18 protein-coding genes and 1 tRNA gene are annotated in these 20,247 nt (G+C 52.4%); 12 read left to right on the forward strand and 7 right to left on the reverse strand.

What is annotated here, in order from left to right:
• The first annotated feature begins 628 nt into the window (after positions 1-628).
• On the forward strand, positions 629-2,461 hold the full coding sequence (locus V6D20_14300; protein ID HEY9816951.1) for an ATP-binding protein: 1,833 nt from the start codon (positions 629-631) through the stop codon (positions 2,459-2,461).
• Positions 2,462-2,762: 301 nt separating this feature from the next.
• On the forward strand, positions 2,763-3,713 hold the full coding sequence (locus tag V6D20_14305) for a phosphoribulokinase (GenBank protein HEY9816952.1): 951 nt from the start codon (positions 2,763-2,765) through the stop codon (positions 3,711-3,713).
• Positions 3,714-3,791: 78 nt separating this feature from the next.
• Here V6D20_14305 and V6D20_14310 read toward each other — a convergent pair whose 3' ends face one another.
• A complete protein-coding gene (locus tag V6D20_14310) occupies positions 3,792-5,897 on the reverse strand; it encodes a cation:proton antiporter (GenBank protein HEY9816953.1) in 2,106 nt (701 codons plus the stop codon).
• A gap of 210 nt (positions 5,898-6,107) precedes the next feature.
• Between V6D20_14310 and V6D20_14315 the strand changes: the two genes are divergently transcribed.
• Entirely contained in the window at positions 6,108-6,968 is an 861-nt protein-coding gene (locus tag V6D20_14315; GenBank protein HEY9816954.1) for an NAD(P)-dependent oxidoreductase, read from the forward strand.
• 67 nt (positions 6,969-7,035) lie between these two features.
• Here V6D20_14315 and V6D20_14320 read toward each other — a convergent pair whose 3' ends face one another.
• Positions 7,036-8,436, reverse strand: coding sequence for an aldehyde dehydrogenase family protein (locus V6D20_14320; protein HEY9816955.1), 1,401 nt, complete (start codon positions 8,434-8,436; stop codon positions 7,036-7,038).
• A gap of 30 nt (positions 8,437-8,466) precedes the next feature.
• The gene (locus tag V6D20_14325) at positions 8,467-9,663 is read right to left on the reverse strand and encodes an iron-containing alcohol dehydrogenase (protein ID HEY9816956.1); all 1,197 of its coding nucleotides are present in this window, start codon (positions 9,661-9,663) and stop codon (positions 8,467-8,469) included.
• 413 nt (positions 9,664-10,076) lie between these two features.
• Between V6D20_14325 and V6D20_14330 the strand changes: the two genes are divergently transcribed.
• The 4 genes from V6D20_14330 (at position 10,077) to V6D20_14345 (ending at position 14,177) form a co-directional block, all read left to right on the forward strand.
• Positions 10,077-10,511 carry a hypothetical protein gene (locus V6D20_14330; GenBank protein HEY9816957.1) on the forward strand — a complete coding sequence of 145 codons (435 nt, stop codon included), beginning with the start codon at positions 10,077-10,079 and terminating at the stop codon, positions 10,509-10,511.
• A 107-nt stretch (positions 10,512-10,618) separates the two neighbouring features.
• Positions 10,619-11,308 (forward strand): chitin deacetylase family protein, encoded by a 690-nt coding sequence (locus tag V6D20_14335; protein HEY9816958.1) that lies wholly within the window; start codon positions 10,619-10,621, stop codon positions 11,306-11,308.
• A 452-nt stretch (positions 11,309-11,760) separates the two neighbouring features.
• Complete coding sequence (locus tag V6D20_14340; GenBank protein HEY9816959.1) at positions 11,761-13,416, forward strand: DUF2079 domain-containing protein; 1,656 nt, start codon at positions 11,761-11,763, stop codon at positions 13,414-13,416.
• Between the two features lie 203 nt (positions 13,417-13,619).
• Positions 13,620-14,177, forward strand: a complete 558-nt coding sequence (locus tag V6D20_14345; GenBank protein HEY9816960.1) for an NUDIX hydrolase — start codon at positions 13,620-13,622, stop codon at positions 14,175-14,177.
• 122 nt (positions 14,178-14,299) lie between these two features.
• Here the strand turns inward: V6D20_14345 and V6D20_14350 are convergent.
• Positions 14,300-14,384, reverse strand: a tRNA-Ser gene (locus V6D20_14350).
• Between the two features lie 422 nt (positions 14,385-14,806).
• On the opposite strand from V6D20_14350, the gene rsfS reads away from it, so the two are divergent.
• The 4 genes from rsfS (at position 14,807) to mdh (ending at position 16,991) form a co-directional block, all read left to right on the forward strand.
• Positions 14,807-15,265, forward strand: a complete 459-nt coding sequence (gene rsfS / locus V6D20_14355; protein ID HEY9816961.1) for a ribosome silencing factor — start codon at positions 14,807-14,809, stop codon at positions 15,263-15,265.
• A gap of 156 nt (positions 15,266-15,421) precedes the next feature.
• The gene (locus V6D20_14360) at positions 15,422-15,592 is read left to right on the forward strand and encodes a ssl1498 family light-harvesting-like protein (GenBank protein ID HEY9816962.1); all 171 of its coding nucleotides are present in this window, start codon (positions 15,422-15,424) and stop codon (positions 15,590-15,592) included.
• 157 nt (positions 15,593-15,749) lie between these two features.
• Positions 15,750-15,965 carry an NAD(P)H-quinone oxidoreductase subunit O gene (locus V6D20_14365; protein ID HEY9816963.1) on the forward strand — a complete coding sequence of 72 codons (216 nt, stop codon included), beginning with the start codon at positions 15,750-15,752 and terminating at the stop codon, positions 15,963-15,965.
• A 63-nt stretch (positions 15,966-16,028) separates the two neighbouring features.
• The gene (mdh, locus tag V6D20_14370; protein HEY9816964.1) at positions 16,029-16,991 is read left to right on the forward strand and encodes a malate dehydrogenase; all 963 of its coding nucleotides are present in this window, start codon (positions 16,029-16,031) and stop codon (positions 16,989-16,991) included.
• 76 nt (positions 16,992-17,067) lie between these two features.
• On the opposite strand, the gene V6D20_14375 is transcribed toward mdh, so the two are convergent.
• Complete coding sequence (locus V6D20_14375; GenBank protein HEY9816965.1) at positions 17,068-17,883, reverse strand: SDR family oxidoreductase; 816 nt, start codon at positions 17,881-17,883, stop codon at positions 17,068-17,070.
• 24 nt (positions 17,884-17,907) lie between these two features.
• Positions 17,908-18,633, reverse strand: coding sequence for a hypothetical protein (locus V6D20_14380; GenBank protein ID HEY9816966.1), 726 nt, complete (start codon positions 18,631-18,633; stop codon positions 17,908-17,910).
• An 817-nt stretch (positions 18,634-19,450) separates the two neighbouring features.
• On the opposite strand from V6D20_14380, the gene V6D20_14385 reads away from it, so the two are divergent.
• Complete coding sequence (locus V6D20_14385) at positions 19,451-19,951, forward strand: GNAT family N-acetyltransferase (protein HEY9816967.1); 501 nt, start codon at positions 19,451-19,453, stop codon at positions 19,949-19,951.
• Here the strand turns inward: V6D20_14385 and V6D20_14390 are convergent.
• On the reverse strand, positions 19,948-20,247 hold a 300-nt coding region (locus tag V6D20_14390; protein HEY9816968.1), incomplete at its 5' end, for a DUF4332 domain-containing protein. The genes V6D20_14385 and V6D20_14390 overlap by 4 nt on opposite strands.

Genomic DNA, 20,247 nt, shown 5'->3' on the forward strand with positions numbered 1-20,247 from the left:
GTAGTTAGCAAATAGGTAAACTTGATCGTCGGTGTTGCGCCCATAGGTGGTGATGCCAATAATAGGAGAGGAATATCCTAGCTTCATAGATTGATGTAGCTTAACAATTAAGGGTGCTATCCAGACTATCTTGTGGCTTTCTGAGTCGCTGAGCTGAAACAGCATGAGGCTTCTTGGGCGTTGCTGAATCGCGAGGTGATTTGCGCTAACGAGATTTGCGCTAATGAATCGTGAGTGAGACGCTCACACTTGCACGTCATTCACAATCTAAGGTAGTGGGAGCATCTTGCTCCCATCGCGATGTCCTAGCTGCATTCAGCAACGTTGCTTTTCGTCTCTCCTATGACGTTATAACTATCCCCAAAACTGGGCAACCTATGGGCAACTTAGCGTGGCTAGCTTGCTCCTGTAGATGGGTGGGGTCTAGAATGCTGCTTCATGGAACCATGGTTCCAGCCGACATGAACACCTTGATGGTCTCGATCATCTTCCTAGCGATCGCACGTTCCCCAGTAGATCTGGCGATTGCTGCTTGAGCAGATCCACAGTCGCCAAGACAAATGCCCCAAGAGCAGATGTCTTGGATTATCCTGTGCCTGCTCTGTCAACCTGCGGATCCTGTCACACCATGACCAAGTCATCGTCTGTACCGCCCTTGTTCTCCCAGGGCTCTACTAGTTTAGAGACAGAGCTATCCTCATCATCGAGGTCTACTCAATTACCTATATTGCGCGCTCGGCAATGGTTAGCCCGCTTAAAAGTTGGGCAGAAAATTGCTGTGGGCTATCTCATGGCTTTAGGTCTGGCAGTGGTGGGCATTACGGCTGGGATCTCGCTCAGCTTGAGCTATCGAGATCAGGCAAAAACAATTCGGGAAGGAACCCTAGAAGATATTGCGCTGTTGCAACAACTGCAGACCAATTTGCTCCATGCCCGCATTCAGCAGCAGCAGGTGGTTTCAGTCACCTTTCAACCCGATCGTCTGCCAGAGCAACAGGCGTTGTTTAACCGCCATGCAGAGCGGTTTCAGCGCACGTGGCTTGAATTTATTCATGCCTATCAGCTTGACGCTCCCCAAGTTTCTAGCGAGGAAAGGGAAGGCTTTCACACCGTTGTAGAACTCTACAATCGCTCCGTGGGGGGATATTTTCGAGAAACACGACTGCTGCTTGACCAGCTTGAAGCAGAGGGCTCCTATGAGTCGATGATTCAGGTACAAGACCAACTCTTAGCCTTCGAACTGAGTGACGTCGTAACCGACCTTGAGCAGTTCTCCCATACGCTAGATAGTTTATTAGAGACAGCTCTGGACAAGGGAGATGCAGCAGAGGTTGCCCTCACTCAAGCAGAACGCACCAGCACGCTGATGATTGTTCTTGGTGTGATCCTCTCTGTCGCGATCGCCTTGGTGATGGCCGTCTACACCAGCCGCGCCATCTCTCGCCCTCTGCGAGATGTGACAGCGATCGCCAAACGGGTTGCGGAGGATTCAGATTTTTCTCTGCAGGCTCCTGTCACCACCCATGATGAAGTAGGCATATTGGCCCTGTCTCTCAACCATCTCATCCGTCGGGTCGATCATTTGGTAGACGATCTGAAGGCGTCCACCGCTCAGCAACTGATTGCAAGTGAGAAAATGTCGAGCTTAGGGCAGATGCTGGCTGGCGTAGCTCACGAAATCAACAATCCGGTTAATTTTATCTATGGCAATGTGATTCACGCCAATGATTATATTCAAGATTTACTAGATCTTATTCATCTGTATCAAGTCGAAATTCCAGATACTCCGATCTCCATAAAAGATAAAATAGAGGAGATTGATTTGCTCTTTATTGAGCATGATCTACCTAAGATAGTGCAGTCTATGAAGCTCGGAGCCGATCGCACTCGCCAAATTGTGCTCAGCCTCCGCAACTTCTCCCGCATTGATGAAACCCGCCCGCGCCCTGTAGATCTCCATGAATGCATCGATAACACCGTCCTGATCTTGCATAATCGTCTGAAGCGCGGCATTCAACTGGTGCGATGCTATGGCTCCGTTCCCACCATCGAAGGCTACACCGGCTCCCTTTATCAGGTATTTATGAACTTGATTAGCAATGCTATTGATGCCTTGCTAGAGCAAGCCATTGGCTCCAATCCTGGCTCACCTAGCATCACCATCTCCACACTGCAAAAGGGCGATCGCGTCCAGATCTCCATTGCTGACAATGGCCCTGGCATTCCCCCCGATCATCTCGATCGCATTTTTGACACCTTCTTCACCACCAAACCCACCGGCAAAGGAACAGGACTAGGACTTTCCATTTGCCGCCAAATCGTGGAAGGCAAGCATGGCGGTCAATTGCTGTGTGACTCAACGCTGCAACAGGGCACAACCTTCACCATCATTTTGCCCATTCAGCAAGCGATCGCTCCGCCTGTCACCCTCGATTCTGTCGATGCAGGTCGCCCCTCCTAATCCCACCAGAGAGGGCATTCTATGCGCATGGGAGGATTCTCAAATTAGTTGAGGATGTGTCCCCAATACCTTCTAAAATGGGGAAAATTACGGACTGTAATTCACCAGCTTCACAGATGCGATCGCCAGGATTGAGTAGCTACCCTCTGCTGTGTATGTAAATTATCAACAGAGGACATTGCGTACCGTTGTATGGCGTTTGACTCATCTACAGCGTCTAAACACCCACTCTTACTTGGATGCATCGGTCTTGCCTGATACAGTCACCCCTAGCCGCTTCGATGATCTATCAGGAGACACCATGACCCATCGCCCTATTATCCTCGGCATCGTTGGCGATAGCGCAGCCGGAAAAACCACGCTGACTCGGGGCATTGCCCAAGTATTGGGAGAAGAAAACGTCACCGTAATTTGTACCGACGATTATCACCGATACGACCGCAAGCAGCGGGCAGAGATAGGCATTTCAGCCCTTCATCCTGACTGTAACTATCTAGACATTATGCAGCAGCATTTGAGCCTGCTGCGCACCGGCCAGCCGATTCTTAAGCCCATTTATAATCACTCCAGCGGTGAATTTGATCCACCGGAATATATCAAGCCCGGTAAATTTGTGATTGTAGAAGGCTTGCTGGGCTATTCCACCCGAGGAATGCGAGACAGCTATGATGTGCGGGTCTATCTCGCGCCACCTGAGTCCCTGCGCGAGTCGTGGAAGGTGAATCGGGATACCCGCAAGCGGGGCTATACTGAAGAGCAAGTACGGGAGCAACTGCGGGCCCGGGCCTCAGACTCCGCCGCCTTTATCGATCCTCAGCGCCAGTGGGCCGATGTGGTGGTGTCGTTTTATCCTCCCACGGATGGCTCCTCCGGGGATGACCTATTGCTGAATGTGCGTCTCGTATTGCGTCCCACCATTCCCCATCCCGACCTCAGCCATATGCTAAGTGCAGAAGGCAACCATCTTGGATCGGCGATTCGTCTCGAACTCGATCGCGATATGGGTAAACCCGTAGATGTCCTAGAAATTGACGGCCACGCCACGGTGGAGCAGGTGCGGGAACTAGAGCGTGTCCTTTGCCAAGAAGTGCCCTACCTCGGCCAGTTTTGCAGCCTAGAGGGAAATGAGGATATCGGCAAGTTGGTTGGCACCACCGGGGAAATCCTGCAAAGCTATCCCCTAGCGCTAACTCAATTGCTGATTACCTATCACATGCTGAAGGCAGCCAATGTCGCCTCCATGTTGGCCTAGCTAGATCTGAGCTTTGCCATGACTAGAGTTATCAGGGAATCCCGCGCTCAGCCTAACGGGTAGAGCAGCGGGAGGCCGTCACGAATGGGGTTCGCCAAAGAGCACTAGTGAGCAGGTGAGTTGATTGACTACCTCCGTGGTGACATCGCTGACGGCTAATCCTCCAGCAGTACGACGGCGGATCGATCGCAGAATCACCAAGTCATACCCCGTAGAAGCTTTAATGATGGTTCCGGCTACGTCTTCACTCGTGAGAGAAGAAATGGCCGGACGAATTTTAAAACTGTTTTGAAAACTGCCCGTGGAAAGGACATTGGACAGGCTAGTTTCAAAGTCAGTCACTGATTCTGCCAACGTGCGGCGATCGCTCACGTGGAGCACGGTCACCTCTGCTTGGTTCACATCAGCAAATAGAAGGGCAAACTGAATAGTACGAATGGTTTGAGGCGTAACATTTTTCACCGGCACCAGAATGCGCTGCATCGTAATGGGTTCATCTAGCAAGCGCATCACAGCAACAGGGCAGTGAGACGACCAAAAAACATTGTCGATCACATTGCCAAATAGACGAGCCCGCAGACCGACGCTTTCTCCCCACCCCATAACAATCAAGCTAGCATCTTGCTCCCGCGCCACGCGACTAATGCCGTTAGCAATATCATCATCAATGCGGATGGCTGGTTCCACCGCCACATCAAAGGACTTGCCAATGTCTACAGCTCGTGTCAGAAGGCGTCGGGCTTGGAAAATAGCGTGGTCAAGCGCCGGTTCATCCATATGGACGTGGGCCTTAGACAACACTAGGGGCACAATGCGTCCTGATTCATGGCGGGCTAGGAGAGATGCCATCTCAATCAGATACATGGTGGTTAGAGGATTGGAGACAGGCACCACCACCGTGAAGGAGCGGGGCGGGGCGATCAAACCAGCCTCTAGGGCTTTCACACTTTCCTGGGCTTGAGTTTCCCACCAAATCCCCTGGGGCGGCTCCTCAAAGAAGGATTTGGGGAGGGGCATCCGTGAGGCAAATCGTTCGGTGAGCAGCGGGCCGAGTAAGGAGGTGATTAACATCAGCACAATCACCGCGTTAAAGACTTGACTGTTGATCAAGTTAGCTTGCACCCCTGCCAATGCTGCGGCCAGAGTTGCAGCGACCTGCGGCATGGACAACGACCACATGGTAAACGTGCCATACCATCCGTAGCCGAAGAAACCTTTCATCAACAGGGCAGCCAGGAATTTACTGCCTAGCAGTCCAAAAACGATAGCTAGGGTGAAGGAATACTGTTGGGTCAGAGTTTCAATAAATAGGGGAATGTCTAGCAGCAGCCCCATACCAATGAAGAAAAAGGGGATAAACATCACCCCACCCACAAATTCCACCTTTTCCTTGACAGGCCCATTACCCACCACATCGTTGACGGCTAGCCCGGCCAGAAATGCGCCAACAATCTTATCGATATTGATAATTTGAGCACCAACAGCAGCTAAGAAGACAGCTAATAAAACGAATAAAAACTGATTACCCTGCTCATCCCCTGTGCGCCGAAAATACTCTTTTCCAGCGCGATCAAACCCAAACAGCACCACAATGGAATAGAGCACAAGGGAGGTGATCTGCAGAGTGAAACTGGTTGGCGAAAATTCTCCTTGATGAATCGACACACAAATCGCTAACACCAGCAGAGCTGCGATGTCGGTGAAAATAGTTGCACCAATGGTAATCGATACAACTTCACTGCGCACAATACCTAGGCGTTGAACAATGGGATAGCCGAGGAGGGTATGGGAAGCTAGCAGCGATCCGATCAAGATGGAAGCATTCCAACCATAGCCAAACTGGTGGCCAATGAAGGTTCCAGCAATTAACGGTACAGCAAACGTGGCTAGGCCAAAACTAAGGGAACGATTTTTATTTTTCCGAAAGTCTCCCAGATCAATTTCTAGACCGGCTACAAACATCAGATAGATCTTACCGATGTCAGAGAGAAGGTGCATGGTTTCGGTTTCGCCATTGAGAACACCAATTCCACTGGGGCCCAACACAACACCCGCCACGAGTAACCCGACGAGACCTGGCAATCGTAGGCGCTCAAAAATGGGCGGAATAATCAAGACCACCAACAGCAAAATGGTGAAGGCGGCAAGGGGACTACTGGAGATGGCTTGAAGGATGTCCTGCATGAGCTGCCAAGAGGGGTAAAGGGACAATAAGGGCGATCGCATCCTACCTTATGTCGGTAGTTGTCTAACAAGTTGTCTGGCAGTTTGAACGATGATCGATCGCGATGCAAGAAACTCAAGGTCACCAGGGCGATCGCCCGAGGGACGACGACCGGTTGCGGTCTATTGCATAATGCCTATGGTGCAATGACGAGGTTTGGAGGATTGGCGATGCAGGTTGGATTCATAGGTACAGGTTTAATGGGTGAGCCCATGGCTCATCGACTGATGGCGGCGGAGATGCCGCTCACGGTTTACAACCGAACGCTTGATAAAACTCAAGCCCTACAGCAGGCAGGAGCCGCGATCGCACCGTCTCCTACCGCACTGATAGCTTCCGTTGATTGTATCGTGCTGATGCTGGCTGATGCACCAGCCATTGAGCAGGTGCTCTTGAGCGACCCATCAGCCCTGTCCGGGAAAACGGTGCTGCAGATGGGCACGATCGCTCCCCAAGAGAGTCAAGCGATCGCTGAGCAGGTGCAGCAGGCAGGGGGCAGCTACCTAGAGGCACCGGTGTTGGGCAGTATTCCCCAGGCCAAGGATGGCAGTTTGATTGTGATGGTGGGCAGTTCGCCGGAGCTGTTCCAAACCTATGCACCGCTGTTGCAGCACCTGGGCCCCGACCCGATCTATGTGGGCGAGGTGGGAACGGCAGCGGCACTCAAGCTAGCCATGAACCAGTTGATTGGCTCCCTGACCGCGGCCTTTGCCCTAAGTTTGGGGCTCGTGCAGCGCTACGGGGTGGAGGTAGATACATTTATGGAGGTGGTGCGCCAGAGTGCTCTCTATGCGCCGACCTTTGATAAGAAGCTCGATCGCATGGTGAGTCGTACCTTTGATCAGCCCAATTTTCCTACCCGGCATTTGCTAAAGGATATGACCTTGGCGATCGCTGCTGCGGAGGCCGTGGGACAAGATCCGGCGGCACTGCAGGGTGTGCAACAGATTCTCCATCGAGCCATGGCGCAGAATTTGGCGGATTTGGACTATTCAGCCCTGTTTCAGGTGATCAATCCACCGCAGACCTAGGACATGGTAGCGACCGCTGGTTTGACATGATCGGCCAGAGATTGGCCGATCGGCTGAGTCCTTGGGTTTAAACCGTACGCAGGTGCCAGGCACGGGGTTGGACAAAAGAGCGAATGCCGTCGATGGATAGGGTAGACCCATAGCCAGAATGTCCACGTCCCGTCCAGGGTAAGTAAGGACTCACGCGATCGCAGCAGTTCCAGTAGGCAGTGCCGCTGCGAACCTGCTGTAGAATCCGCGTTGCTCGCTGGCGATCGCCACAGTAGACCGACGCCGTCAGCCCATAGGGCGTATCGTTCATTAGGGCGATCGCTTCCTCGTCGCTGGACACGCGCTGAATGCCGATGATTGGCCCAAAGCTCTCCTCCTGCATCACCGCCATGGCGTGGGTCACCTCGGTTAGCACGGTGGGAGCAAAGTACCAGCCGGGGCGATCCACCGGATGCCCGCCGCAGCGCAGGGTTGCTCCCTTGTCTACCGCGTCTTGAACCTGACGCTGGAGGACATCGATTTGGGGGCGGCGGCTGAGGGGGCCAAGATCGGTCTTAGGATCGGTGGGATCACCCAGCTTGAGAGCCTGCACCGTTGCTAGGAACTTATCCACTACGGCTTCATAGCAATCGCTATGCACATAGATACGCTCCACCGCGCAGCAGCTTTGCCCATTGTTGTAAAAGGCCCCATCGGCGATCGCTGGAGCAACGGTCTCCACATCCACATCCTCACAGACATAGACCGGATCCTTACCTCCTAGCTCCAACTGCACCCTCGTCAACTGTTGCGCCGCCGCCCCTGCAATCTTCATGCCCGTCCCATAGGAGCCGGTGAAGAAAACGCCATCCAAGGGCTGGTTTAACAATGCTGCCCCCGCTGCACCGCCGCCAATTACCGGCGTAAATACATCCTCCGGCACCCCAGCTTCTTTCATCAGAGCAGCGATCGCCAATCCCGTCAGCGTGGCAAACTCTGAGGGTTTATACAGCACCGTATTGCCAGTCAGCAGGGCGGCTACAAAGACGTTTGTACCCACAAAGTAAGGATAATTCCAGGCGGAGATATTAGCGATCGCCCCGAGGGGATCATAGCTCAGCACCTCCTCCAGCGCAGCCGTTCCCGGTAGCGCATTCGCTGGATCTTGGTACATAATCCGTGGTTCCACAACCTGGGGCACGTGATCGATAAAAAAGTCGATGCGCGCTGGCGTGCCTTTAATTTCGTTCAGCGACTGCCGGATCGGCTTACCCGTTTCGGCGGTTAACGTGGCCGCTAGTTCATCCTGGTGCTCCACCAACAGATTGCGAAAGCCCCGCATACAGGCCGCCCGTTCTGCAAAGGGGCGATCGCGCCAGGCCGCCTGAGCCGATCGCGATCGCGATACTTTCTGATATATGGTGGTTTCGTCATCCACCGGCACTTCTTGCAGCAGTTCCTCGGTTGCCGGATTGATCACATGGAGTCTATCCGCCATAGTGCTTATCCTCATGAGTATTATCTACGACTATGCCGCGATACCAAAAGCGTCTCGATAAATCGCATAGAAATCATCTGATGTAACCGGCCGTGGGTTGAGGGGATGGCAGCCATCCTGTTCTGCCACCACCACTAATTTATCTAGAACCTCAGATGAAACCTCTAGCTCCGTTAAGGTGCCAGGTATACCAATGCCCATCCGTAGGGAATCAATCCATTCCAGAAACTGATAGCCGCTGGTAGCCGCTGGGTTGACCACTCGCGCCATCCGCAAAAAGCGATCGCCCTCGGTGACAATATTGAATCGCATGGCGGCCGATAGCATCACCCCATTGGCTAACCCGTGGTGGGTATTGCACACCGTAGATAAGGCATGGGCACAGGAATGGGTTACCCCCAGACCTTTTTGGAAGGCGATCGCTCCCATCATAGAAGCATTGAGCATCCCGCCCCTTGCAGCCAGATGTGCCTGATGCTCTTCCGGCGTCAGAATCTCCCCTGCCCTTTGCCGGCGGGCAAACTGTACACAGTTGGTTAGATGCTGGGCAACCAAACTTATTCCCTCTAGAGCAATGCCATCACAGATAGGATGATATCCCTTAGCTAAGTACGCTTCAATTAAATGGGTGAGGGCATCCATACCCGTAGCGGCGGTAATTCCTGCCGGTAGCCCCAGCAGCAGCTCCGGATCTGCCAGCACCACGGCAGGCAGGAGCTGGGGGTCGAACATAATCTTTTTGGCATGGGTCTGATCATCAGAGATCACGGTGCTGCGTCCCACTTCGCTACCCGTGCCTGCGGTTGTAGGAATCGCCACAATGGGCGGCACAGGTTGATCCACCGATCGCCCGTCCGGTTTACCGTCCTCGTAGTCAAACAAATGCCCCGGATGATTGGCCATGAGGGCGATCGCCTTGGCCACATCCATCGGCGCACCGCCACCAATGGCCACAATGCCATCAGCACCATGCTCTTGCCATGTCCTAAGCCCTGCCTCAACCTGGGAGACCACCGGATTGCCCCATACGCCGCTGAAGGTGGCGACGGGCAAGGTGAGTGCATCGGGAATCTCGGAAAACCAAGGCAGGGTGACCACATCGCGATCGGTGACAATCATGGGTCGATGGATGCCGAGCTGGGCCAAGGTCTGGGAAAGCTCTGTGCGGGCACCAGCCCCAAATCGAATCCGGGTTGGGAAGTTGTAGGTGTAAATCTCAGCAGTCACGGGGTTTCTCGCGGCAAGGAGAGCGTTATCGTAGAAGACTACCATGTCTCTCAAGGCGCTGTATGGAAGCTTGGTGTGGCGAACGTCAGAGATTAATGACATCAAGTCATGCTTCCAGCGCAGACTCATCAAGAATGATGGGCACATGGCGGTGCTAAATAAGGCTTCCTGAAAAAAGATCAACAACCTGTAAGATGTAAGACCAGTGCCCAAGAATGATGGATCGATCCAGAAGGTGAAGTTTCCTCTCTCCTTACAATCCAGCGTTATACTCAGACTGGTTGCAGATGCAGTATTTAGGTTTCATTACAGCTTTAGGTGTGATGGCTGAAATCTACCATGGCTCTATCCTCCACAGCCCCCTCTTCATAAAATAATGCCAAACGTAAGTACTATCAAAAAGAGGCTTCAAGATGCTTGAACACAATGTAGAAGAAGTAGCTAGAGAAATCAACAGTTTCCTGAAAAAGCTAGATACCTGGGCAACTCAGTTACAAAGCATAACTGTTATAATTGCATTAACAGCAGTTTTAGCATCATTAGCAATTGGTTTCTTTGCAGGAGAGTTAGATCCAATTTGGATTAAGATAATGGCTTTAGTGGCAGCTTTTTGTACTGTTTCCATATCTGCTTTGAGGCTAGAGAAAAAGGCGCGTGACTTACGAGAAGGCTATCGCCACCTCCAATACGCTGTGTACAAGTACAAAATAGGGGTATTTGATATCTCTGCATTAGTGAATGCTTACTTTGAAACAGAAAAAATCGTTGGACATATAGAATTGGATGAAGAAGTAATATCCAAGTTAGTTGATGTGAAACGAAATCCAAAACAAGGTGAATCACAGTAGGCGGAGCAATTTAAGCTTTAGTCCTCAATTCCAGAGTAATCACAACCTTGGAATAATTCAAGCATGAAACCAGAAGAATTTTATTGGAACCATTGTTGATTAGAGGTATGTCTTATTTTTCATTTCTGCGCACTTCAATCATTGTCTTAGGTCGATTAACTCAGTCAAGGCTCGTGCTTTCTATTGCCGCCTCAATTATTCCCGGTGTTACTTATTTTCGCAGAACTGATAAGCTGATTGTTGCCCTTACAATTGACGATGGGCCAGATCCTGCAACAACACCGAAAATACTAGAAGTTCTTCAATGCTACGGAGCACGAGCAACTTTCTTTGTTATCAGTAATAGAGTTGAAGGAAATGAGCCTCTTCTTATAGATATGATCAATCAAGGGCACGAGTTAGGCAATCACTTAACTGAAGACAAACCGAGTATTAGCCTTTCGCCCAGTGAGTTTGAATTTGAGCTTTGCAAAGCTCATTCGGTTCTGTCTAATTTTACTAAACCTCGCTGGTTACGTCCTGCATCTGGCTGGTACACACCCTGCATGGTGAACACTGCCCGTAAATATAATTATCGAGTTGCCCTCGGCTCCGTCTTTCCATTTGATACGAACATTGTTTCATCAGATTTTGCTTCCGAATATATCCTGTCAAATATTTTTCCTGGCTCAATAATTGTCCTACACGATACTGGCGAGTGGGGTGAAAAAACAGCGATAACCTTGGAGAAAGTCTTACCCGAACTCTCTAAAAAAGGATATAGTGTTGTTACGCTATCAGACCTTTTTACCCTTTAGAGTCTAGAAATACGGGTAGTGCTTAAGACGTAATGATAGAGTGTTACCGCTCCCGAGTTTCCATTTGGCGATGGCAGTGTGTCCCGTCTGTTCCTCGTCTCGCATCGTCAAAAATAGTTGCATCCACAACGCAAGCAACAGTTCAAGGATCGGGACTGCAGACGGCAGTTTGCTGAACATCCCACCAAGAAAGTGATTAACCAAGCAACGAGTTCCCACTCGCGATCAGTCAAGCTCCTGGGATATGCCATTTTTGTCTAATTATATTTCATTCCCGAAATCCCAAATGGGTTCTATAGTGGCGCACGGAATAAAGTTGCCATCCGCCTGCTTTAGGCGTCCCTGCCCCCGCTCTATCACCAATGTATGGTTCTAGAGTTTATGCCACTGATTCTAGAGTCTATGGTTGAATGAAAACACAATGTTTCGCAACCATCGTGGGTAAAGCAGGTATGAGCCAGGAATCCAGCAGCGGGTGGAAATGGCAGACGGGGCCAATGGTGTGGGAGGTGAGTCGGGGGGCGTTGATCGCCGCCGCGCTGTTTTGGGTGGTGGTGCTGGTTTTGGTGCTGCATCGCCACCATGCCATGTATCCCTCCTATGCCTCCTTCGATCAAGGCATTTTCAACCAAGTGTTTTGGAACAATAGCCACGGTCGCTGGTTCCAAAGTTCCCTCTCCTCCAGCCTGTCCACCCCCGTCGTCCATGATGGTCAGGTGCCCGATGTCGCCTACCGTCGTCTGGGGCAACATTTCACCCCGGCCCTGCTGCTGTGGCTGCCGATCTATGCGATCGCCCCCTCCCCCACCACCCTATTTATCATTCAGGTAACCCTGGTGACCTTGGCGGGTCTAGTGCTCTACAACCTGGCCCGGTGCTACCTCACGCCGCAGCTCTCCACCCTGATCGCCATTAGCTACTACGGAGCCAATTCCGTCATTGGGCCCAGCTTGGCGAACTTCCACGACATTTGCCAACTGCCCTTGTTTTTCTTCAGCCTCTTTCTCGCCCTAGAGAAACGCTGGTGGGCCCTATTTTGGATTATGGCGGGACTGATTTTGCTGGTGCGGGAAGATGCGGGGGTGGCGCTGTTTGGCGTTGGCGTCTATCTGCTGGTCAGCCGTCGCTATCCCTGGATGGGCGCAATTCTCTGTGGTCTTAGCCTGGGCTATATGCTGCTGCTCACCAACCTGATCATGCCGCTGTTTTCCGAAGATATTTCTCGGCGGTTCATGATTGAGCAATTTGGCCAGTACGTCGAGGGCGATGAGGCCAGCACCCTAGATGTGATCGGTGGCATGATCAGCAATCCGGGGCGTTTGCTGATGGAACTGGTCAATCCTGTGGGGGACAAAATTCGCTACCTGCTGGGGCATTGGCTGCCGCTGATGTTAGTGCCAGCGATCGCTCCTTCTGCTTGGCTTTTGGCAGGCGTGCCCTTACTCAAAACCTTTCTGCGTCAAGACCCTATCGCCCTGTCGATTAACCTACGCTATTCCATGAACATTGTGCCGGGCTTGTTCTACGGTGCTGTCCTCTGGTGGTCGGTGCATCCCCAGGCTATTCGTCAGCGCTGGGTGCGGGGCCTGTGGATTGCGGCCATCACCCTATCGATTTTGTTCACCATCACGTCGAATCCCAACCGATCGCTCTCCTTTATCATTCCCGATTCCATTCAACCCCAGGTGTACCTACCCGCTCCGCAGCAGTGGCAGCATGTGGCCAAGATTCGGGGTTTCATGGCTGAGATTCCCAACGACGCCAGCGTCTCAGCCACCTCCCATATCGTGGCCCACCTATCTAGCCGACGGCAGGTGTTGCGCTTTCCAGATCTGAGCCTGCAAAACGATGCCGATGAGGTGGTTGAGATGGACTACGTGCTGCTCGATCTAGAGCAACTGGTCACCTATCAAACCGTGTTTGCCGACGATCGCCAACGGCTACAACGAGCCGTGCGCGTAGTGGATCGGATTCTGGAGCGCGATCGCTACGGTGTTCAAGGCTTCACCGAAGGTATCCTTTTTCTCCAGCGAGCCACGCCTTCCCAACCCGATGCTTTAGTAGCGTGGCAAGCCTATCGGCAAGCGATCGCTCCTGCGGTGGATTAATGCCCGTCCAAGGCGGGTGCGGTTAGGCAAGGTCGTAACGCAACGCTGACCTATGAGCTGGGTATCAGTGATCCATGAACCGGCTGAAAAATCAGAAATGTTACGGGATTGAGAGAGAGCGATCGCCCATTGTCTAGCCATCTGAGCTACAGTGTGGAGCAGCATTCCTAAGACCCATCTGTAACTATTCTGTAACTATGTCGATGTCAGAGCCGCTTGTCTTTAAAAATCGCCCCAATCAACCTATTGTGGTGGAGGGCAAAACCTATTGGATTAGTCGCAGTGTCACGGTGGTGCCTGTCTTACTCTTTGCCATCGAACGCCAGCTCTATGTGCCCCTGGGTAAGCGCGGCATCGACATGCCCAACGAGCAGGGCAAATGGGGATTGCCCGGTGGCTATCTCGATTTTGATGAAACGACGAGCGAGGCGGTAATCCGCGAAGTCTATGAAGAAACGGGGCTGAACCTGCCCTACCTAATGGCCCATCATCGGGTGGTGGGTGATTTGGAGCATCCCTATCTCATTGAAAGTCGGCCGCTGTATTTACAAAACGTATCGCTGCGCTTTCCGCTGATGATTTTTGTAGACGAACTGCCCCCGCTGGCGGCCAAGGTGGGAGCAGGGGAAGTGGAAGAATTGCGGTGGGTGCCGGTGGAAGAAGCGATCGCCCAAGACCTAGCCTTTGAGCACCATCTCCTCATCCAGCATTGCCTAGAGACCTACTTTTGCTGGAATCAGGCAGGCGATCGCACCCTCTAGACACCCTGTAGAATAGGTATAGAGACCACGACAGCCGGCAACAGCACGTCCAGCCATGGTCGGCCAGTTGCACAATACCTGCACCCTAAGGTCAAGTACCAGAAGCAAGTCCTAACGATCAACGGAGAGGGTGGGATTCGAACCCACGGTACCTTTCGGTACACTCGATTTCAAGTCGAGCGCATTCGACCACTCTGCCACCTCTCCAGCGCTTTTTATTCTAGCGTGAGTCGAGCATTTATCAACGTCAGACTTGCACGGGTTTTAAATCCGGCATTTGACTAAATCTCAAATCAATGCATCATAGTAATCTAGACAAAAATCGGCTGTGTCGGCTTCTACGGACGTTCAAGACGCCCCCAACCCTTGAATCAGCCTTGAAATCCACCTTTGAAACCTCCCATCATCTCAACCGCTTGGCGGCGGTTCTAGTCCTCCATCACCGTTGTTGAATCAACGGCTGCGATCGCGCCTTCTGCCCACGAGAGGTGTCTTATACTGACTGGAATATCAACCCATTCACTCCCTCGTAAGCGGATGCCATCCTAACCGCCAAACCTTGTGCTCGCAAAACTTCCAAAATTCTTAATCTTGACCCATATAACCTTTACTGAGGACTAACATCCTGAATGACTGATCACTCTCAAACCACGTCCCATCCACCCATCGCCGCATCACGCTCCGCATCAGATGCGCCCACCCCCTCCAACCCCAGCTATGACCTGGCCCATCGCATTGCCCAAGCTGCAGACGATCGCAAAGGGGGCGATATTGTCTTGCTGAATGTTGAGGATGTCTCCTACTTGGCAGATTACTTTGTGATGATCACAGGGTTTTCCAATGTCCAAGTGCGGGCTATTTCTCACAGCATTGAAGATACCATCGCCGATGATCTCCAGCGGCAACCCTTGCGCGTCGAGGGACGGGGGGAAGGCAATTGGGTGTTGATGGACTATGGCGAAGTCATCGTTCATATCTTCATGCCCGATGAACGGGAATTTTATGACCTAGAAGCTTTTTGGGGTCATGCCGAACGCGTGCCCTTTGTACCCACCTTCACCGATGCCCGCATCCGAACCACGCCATAACCAGGTGTACGATTGAGCTATACCTAGGTTCCAAGCGACTCTTGAGGAGTCATCCTAGGGAGCTGATTATCGTCCCTTATTTCGTTAAGAAAACGTTGCATTTTTTGACCTGTCGTCAATTTCTGTTACTGTTGAAAACCAAACGTGGAGGAAATTATGCCTTATACAACTGAAGAAGGCGGACGTCTTAATAACTTTGCTAAAGAGCCCAAAGTCTACGTTGCTGAGCCCCCCAACAAAGGCCAAAAACGCACCTACGTCATTCTGGGTGTGCTAGCCGTTGCATTAATCGGCGGCTTAATTTCAGTAGCATTCCTCGTATCCTAGATTGATAGAGCGAGGCAAGTAGCCTAACAGGCAACAGCCGAGTTTGATACACTACCAAAGTGTTGATAACAGCAGCCTGGGTACAATCATCAGCCCCAAGGGCGATCGCTGTTGTCCTCCCTTTTCTCTATCTCTAGGACTGAACACGGCATAGACTATGGCACTCAAAAAAGGTGATGTGGTTCGAGCGCTTCGCGACAAGCTAGACAGCAGCTTAGAGGCAAGCGCCAGTGACACCCGCTGGCCCCCTTATATTTTTGAAACCAAGGGGGAGATCATGGACACTCGCGATGACTATGCCCTCGTGCAGTTTGGTTATGTTCCCACCCCCAATATGTGGCTGCGGCTCGATCAATTAGAAAAGTTTGAATAACATTTCCGGAAAACCTGAACATTTACGGTTATCGTCGTCATTAGGCGACGATTTTTTTTGGCCATGTCCACCTACCTTTCCGTGACTTGTATTCCCACCCGCGTATCTGTGATTGGCGCAGGGCACGTTGGCAGTACCCTCGCCCAGCGCATTGCCGAGAAGAATCTTGCGGATGTGATTCTGCTGGATGTTGAGGCGGGTCGCCCCAAAGGCATTGCCTTGGACTTGATGGAAGCCCGAGGGCTGGAAGGGCACGATCGCCAAATTATTGGCACCGATGACTACCGCGATACGGCCAATTCCAACATTGTGGTGATTACCGCTGGGCTGCCTCGCCGCCCCGGCATGACCCGCGATGATCTGCTGCGCACCAATGCCCAGATTGTCATCGAAACCACCCAAAAAGCGATCGCTCACTCCCCGGACGCAGTCCTCGTGATCATCACCAATCCCCTCGATGTGATGACCTACCTGGCTTGGAAGGTGAGCGGCTTCCCCAGCTATCGGGTGATGGGCATGGCCGGCATCCTCGACTCCTCTCGCTTCCAAACATTTATTGCCATGGAATTGGGCGTTTCCACTGCCGATGTCCATGCCATGGTGCTGGGTGGCCATGGGGATTTGATGGTGCCCTTGCCGCGCTTCTCCACGGTCAGCGGCATTCCCATCACTGAGCTCATGGATCCAGACACCATCCATCGCTTGGTGGAACGCACCCGCAACGGCGGCGCAGAAATTGTTAACCTCATGCAAACCGGGGGAGCCTACTTTGCCCCCGCCTCCTCCGCCTACACCATGGTGGAATCGATTCTCTGCAACCAGTCGCGCCTGTTGCCGGTAGCATCCTACCTATCCGGCGAGTATGGGCTCAAGGATATCTTCATGGGCGTGCCGGCTTTCCTCAGTTGTCGCGGCATTGAGCGGGTGCTGGAGCTGGACTTAAAGGACGAGGAACGGGATGCGCTGCACCAATCGGCCCAAGCCATTCGTCATACCCTAGATGACGCTCTGAAAATGATCCCCTGAGCTGGTGATAGCGTCTGGTTGATGGGAAGCGATCGCCCCCCATTCCCCTCCATCATCCACTGTTAAACCTGAAAACTCAGGTCGAGGAAGGACGTCCTAATCGCGCCATGGCCCACTGCACCAGACCCGGCAAAAGTCGGTAAGCTTCCGTCGCGATCGCCGTGGCCCCCACCCCCACCTCCATCTTGCGATCGGTCACCACCTCCCAGATGGCCTGGGCTACATCCTCTGGCCGACTCGCCCAGCTTTGCATCATTGCCTGGGCCATTTGCTGCCGCTGCTGCTCCGCCGCCGCCGTCGATGCACCACGAAACTGGGCCCGCTCCAAAAACTGACTGTTGATCAACCCTGGATTCACCAACCCCACATGAATTCCCTGGGGTGCTAGCTCTAGGCGCAGGGTATCCGTCAAACCCGTTACGGCATATTTACTGGTACAGTAGGCGGTCATGTGGGTGAGGGGCATCTTGCCGCCAAAGGAACCCACATTGACGATCGCGCCCTGCTGCCGCTCGATAAACTGGGGTAACAGCGCATGGATGGTGTGAATATAGCCCCACAGGTTGGTATTCAGAATCTGCTGCCAGTCTTCCAAGCTGGTGTGCTCCATGGTGCCCGTTAGACAAATGCCCGCATTGTTCACCAAAACATCGACGCTGCCGAAACGATCCAGCGCCTGATGCACCAGCCGATCCACCGCGCTGGCATCTGCCACATCCGTCGGCACCGCCAGAGTTTGGCATCCCGATTGGTTGATCTCCTGAGCGATCGCTTCCAGCCGCTCCGCCTGCCGCGCTGCCAGCACCAGGTTATACCCACGCTGGGCAAACAGGCGGGCCGTGGCTCGTCCAGTTCCCTGGGATGCTCCCGTGATCAACACCGTTGGCGTCATGCCATCTATCCTCAAGCAGTAAGACTAGAACCGACTACCCAACAGGCGTTGCCGCACACCCTCAGCAATTTTCTGACCCAAATATTCTGGAATCACACTTTCATTGGGGCCAAGCAGATAGAGAATCAGCCGCGTGCGCCCACGCCACACCAAGAGGTTGGCATTCACCACCAGTAGATCTTCCTGCCAGATGGCATACATCACCTTGTAGAACAACCCTGGTTGGTTGTCTGCCTCAATCAGCAGCGCCGGTAGATGAAACACCGGGTCAACATAGAACTCGGTTTCCACCTGCTCTAGCCCAGCATCTAGGTTGAATTCCACCGCCAGCATTTCTTCAACCTCAAACCGCCCCGCCAGCGCCTCGCGAATGGCCCGCCGCACATTATCAGCCGTTTTGTCCGTCAACACCTTGCCGCCCCGCGACACAATCAGCTTAATGAACACCAGCATCGGCGGATAAATTTGCCCATACAGACTGAGGCTATGAATCGTGAGCCCATAGGCCGCCAAGACGCCAAAAATATCGCTGAGCAAAAATGATTGGTTGCGATAGGCGAAATGCAGGGCGCTCTTCGTCCCCTCCGGCTTAAGATCAATCACGACCTGCCGACTCTTATAGAGTTGATACGCCAGCTTCAGGTTTTGAATCTGAATCTCGCTGCTAACAAACTGTTCATAGAATTGTGGAAATGCACGATTGAACCGTTTCAACAATTCCAGCGTTGATTGTTTCAAACCCGAAGCCATAGTTTTGGTATTACACCTGTCTTTCAGGTTAAAGTCCGAGTCAAATTGGACAATCATAGATCCTAGGATCCTAAACGTGGGGCGATCGCAACCCAACACCCCCACTGCGCTGTTCTGCCAAGACCAACCTGTCAAAAACAGAATGCCCGTTTTTAGGTGCATTGGTGTCACTAGACCGTTCTTGCAGGGATGCTCATGTCTATGCCCTGCAGGGGCTGTCATCTAACCTCATCCAGCGATCGCTCTTCACCTTGCTTCAGAGACCCCATCGCCATGCTCTGTGGATACACCTGATCAGTCTGTGCCTTTACAACTGCAAGACAATCATCACCCCATCTCCACGCCTGCGTGATCAGCATGACACTTGCAGATCCTCACCGCAGTAGGGTCGAAGATGCTAACAATAAGCCAGCAATTCTATAGGCACGATGACCGCAATGGCTGCACGATAGTTGTCGCCGTAAAGGTAGATGTTCAGGGGGCTAGAAACCGTTTGTGCTGCATCATGACTAAACCCCAACATACTGAGAGGTAGACGTCTAGCATCCAATCTTGGTGCAGGAGCTACGCTCTCCAGCCGGTATGTGTCAATCCTGAGAATAATACACAAACACAAAGCCAAAGACACTTTCTAGCCTATTTTGACTCATTAAGAGCTATCAAACCCTATCAAAACTCTAAGTTTTGTGCAATTTTCATAGACGAATCCTAGGGAATTCCCAGATTATCAGAGTCGAGACAGGGCACGAAGGATATACTATCTAGTATTGTTGACCTCTACTACCGTAACCATACCTGCATGGGTTTCTGGAAGAGTTTGTTTGCGACCTCTGACGCGACCCCGTCAAAGCCAGCACCAACCAATGACTATACTGAGTTCAACGGAACTTCAAGCACCAATCCTCGCATCTTTTTCAGTACAGAGCGCGAGATAGATTTGTATGACCTTGAAGAGCTGTGTGATGCGGTCGGCTGGTCTCGCCGTCCACTGCGCAAGGTGAAAAAGGCCATCCAGCACAGCTTTTTAGTGGTGTCGATGTGGGAACAGCGCGGCGCACAGCGGCGGCTCGTGGGCTTTTCTAGGGCCACCTCCGATCACGCCTTCAATGCCACCATTTGGGACGTCGTAGTGCATCCTGACTACCAAGGCAAGGGGCTGGGTAAAGCTTTGATGAAGCAGGTGATCAAAAAGCTGCGCAGTGAAGACATCAGCAACATTACGCTATTTGCCGACCCCCAGGTCATCGATTTCTACCGAGGGCTAGGCTTCATGCCCGACCCTGAAGGCATTAAGGGCATGTTTTGGTATCCAGACTAGCGGCGACCGGTGAGCTGCTGGGCATCTTGAATCCACAAGCGCACATCATTCAGCGACGGACAAAGGTCTTTGTTCTGCATGGTGGAAATATGCAGCTTCATGAGTTGCCGATGCAGGCGCGGCAGGGGCGTGGTCGCTAGTTGCTCGGGCGTGGCAACCCCGGCATAGAGCAACATGCCGCAATAGTTACAGCCCACGCTGGCTACACGGGCCAGGTTTGCTAAGGCAGCCCACTTTTTCACGTGCTGTAAATGGGTTTGTAGCTGATTGGCGAGCTGCTGTTGCTGATCCGGGGT

This window comes from Candidatus Obscuribacterales bacterium (assembly GCA_036703605.1).
Taxonomy (GTDB): Bacteria; Cyanobacteriota; Cyanobacteriia; order RECH01; family RECH01; genus RECH01.

What these genes read in the sequence shown, in the direction of transcription:
- V6D20_14300 (HEY9816951.1), top strand. Translation starts at nt 629, where the DNA reads ATGACCAAGTCATCGTCTGTACCGCCCTTGTTCTCCCAGGGCTCTACT.
- V6D20_14305 (HEY9816952.1), top strand. Translation starts at nt 2,763, where the DNA reads ATGACCCATCGCCCTATTATCCTCGGCATCGTTGGCGATAGCGCAGCC.
- V6D20_14310 (HEY9816953.1), bottom strand. Translation starts at nt 5,897, where the DNA reads ATGCAGGACATCCTTCAAGCCATCTCCAGTAGTCCCCTTGCCGCCTTC.
- V6D20_14315 (HEY9816954.1), top strand. Translation starts at nt 6,108, where the DNA reads ATGCAGGTTGGATTCATAGGTACAGGTTTAATGGGTGAGCCCATGGCT.
- V6D20_14320 (HEY9816955.1), bottom strand. Translation starts at nt 8,436, where the DNA reads ATGGCGGATAGACTCCATGTGATCAATCCGGCAACCGAGGAACTGCTG.
- V6D20_14330 (HEY9816957.1), top strand. Translation starts at nt 10,077, where the DNA reads ATGCTTGAACACAATGTAGAAGAAGTAGCTAGAGAAATCAACAGTTTC.
- V6D20_14335 (HEY9816958.1), top strand. Translation starts at nt 10,619, where the DNA reads ATGTCTTATTTTTCATTTCTGCGCACTTCAATCATTGTCTTAGGTCGA.
- V6D20_14340 (HEY9816959.1), top strand. Translation starts at nt 11,761, where the DNA reads ATGAGCCAGGAATCCAGCAGCGGGTGGAAATGGCAGACGGGGCCAATG.
- V6D20_14345 (HEY9816960.1), top strand. Translation starts at nt 13,620, where the DNA reads ATGTCAGAGCCGCTTGTCTTTAAAAATCGCCCCAATCAACCTATTGTG.
- rsfS (HEY9816961.1), top strand. Translation starts at nt 14,807, where the DNA reads ATGACTGATCACTCTCAAACCACGTCCCATCCACCCATCGCCGCATCA.
- V6D20_14360 (HEY9816962.1), top strand. Translation starts at nt 15,422, where the DNA reads ATGCCTTATACAACTGAAGAAGGCGGACGTCTTAATAACTTTGCTAAA.
- V6D20_14365 (HEY9816963.1), top strand. Translation starts at nt 15,750, where the DNA reads ATGGCACTCAAAAAAGGTGATGTGGTTCGAGCGCTTCGCGACAAGCTA.
- mdh (HEY9816964.1), top strand. Translation starts at nt 16,029, where the DNA reads ATGTCCACCTACCTTTCCGTGACTTGTATTCCCACCCGCGTATCTGTG.
- V6D20_14375 (HEY9816965.1), bottom strand. Translation starts at nt 17,883, where the DNA reads ATGACGCCAACGGTGTTGATCACGGGAGCATCCCAGGGAACTGGACGA.
- V6D20_14380 (HEY9816966.1), bottom strand. Translation starts at nt 18,633, where the DNA reads ATGGCTTCGGGTTTGAAACAATCAACGCTGGAATTGTTGAAACGGTTC.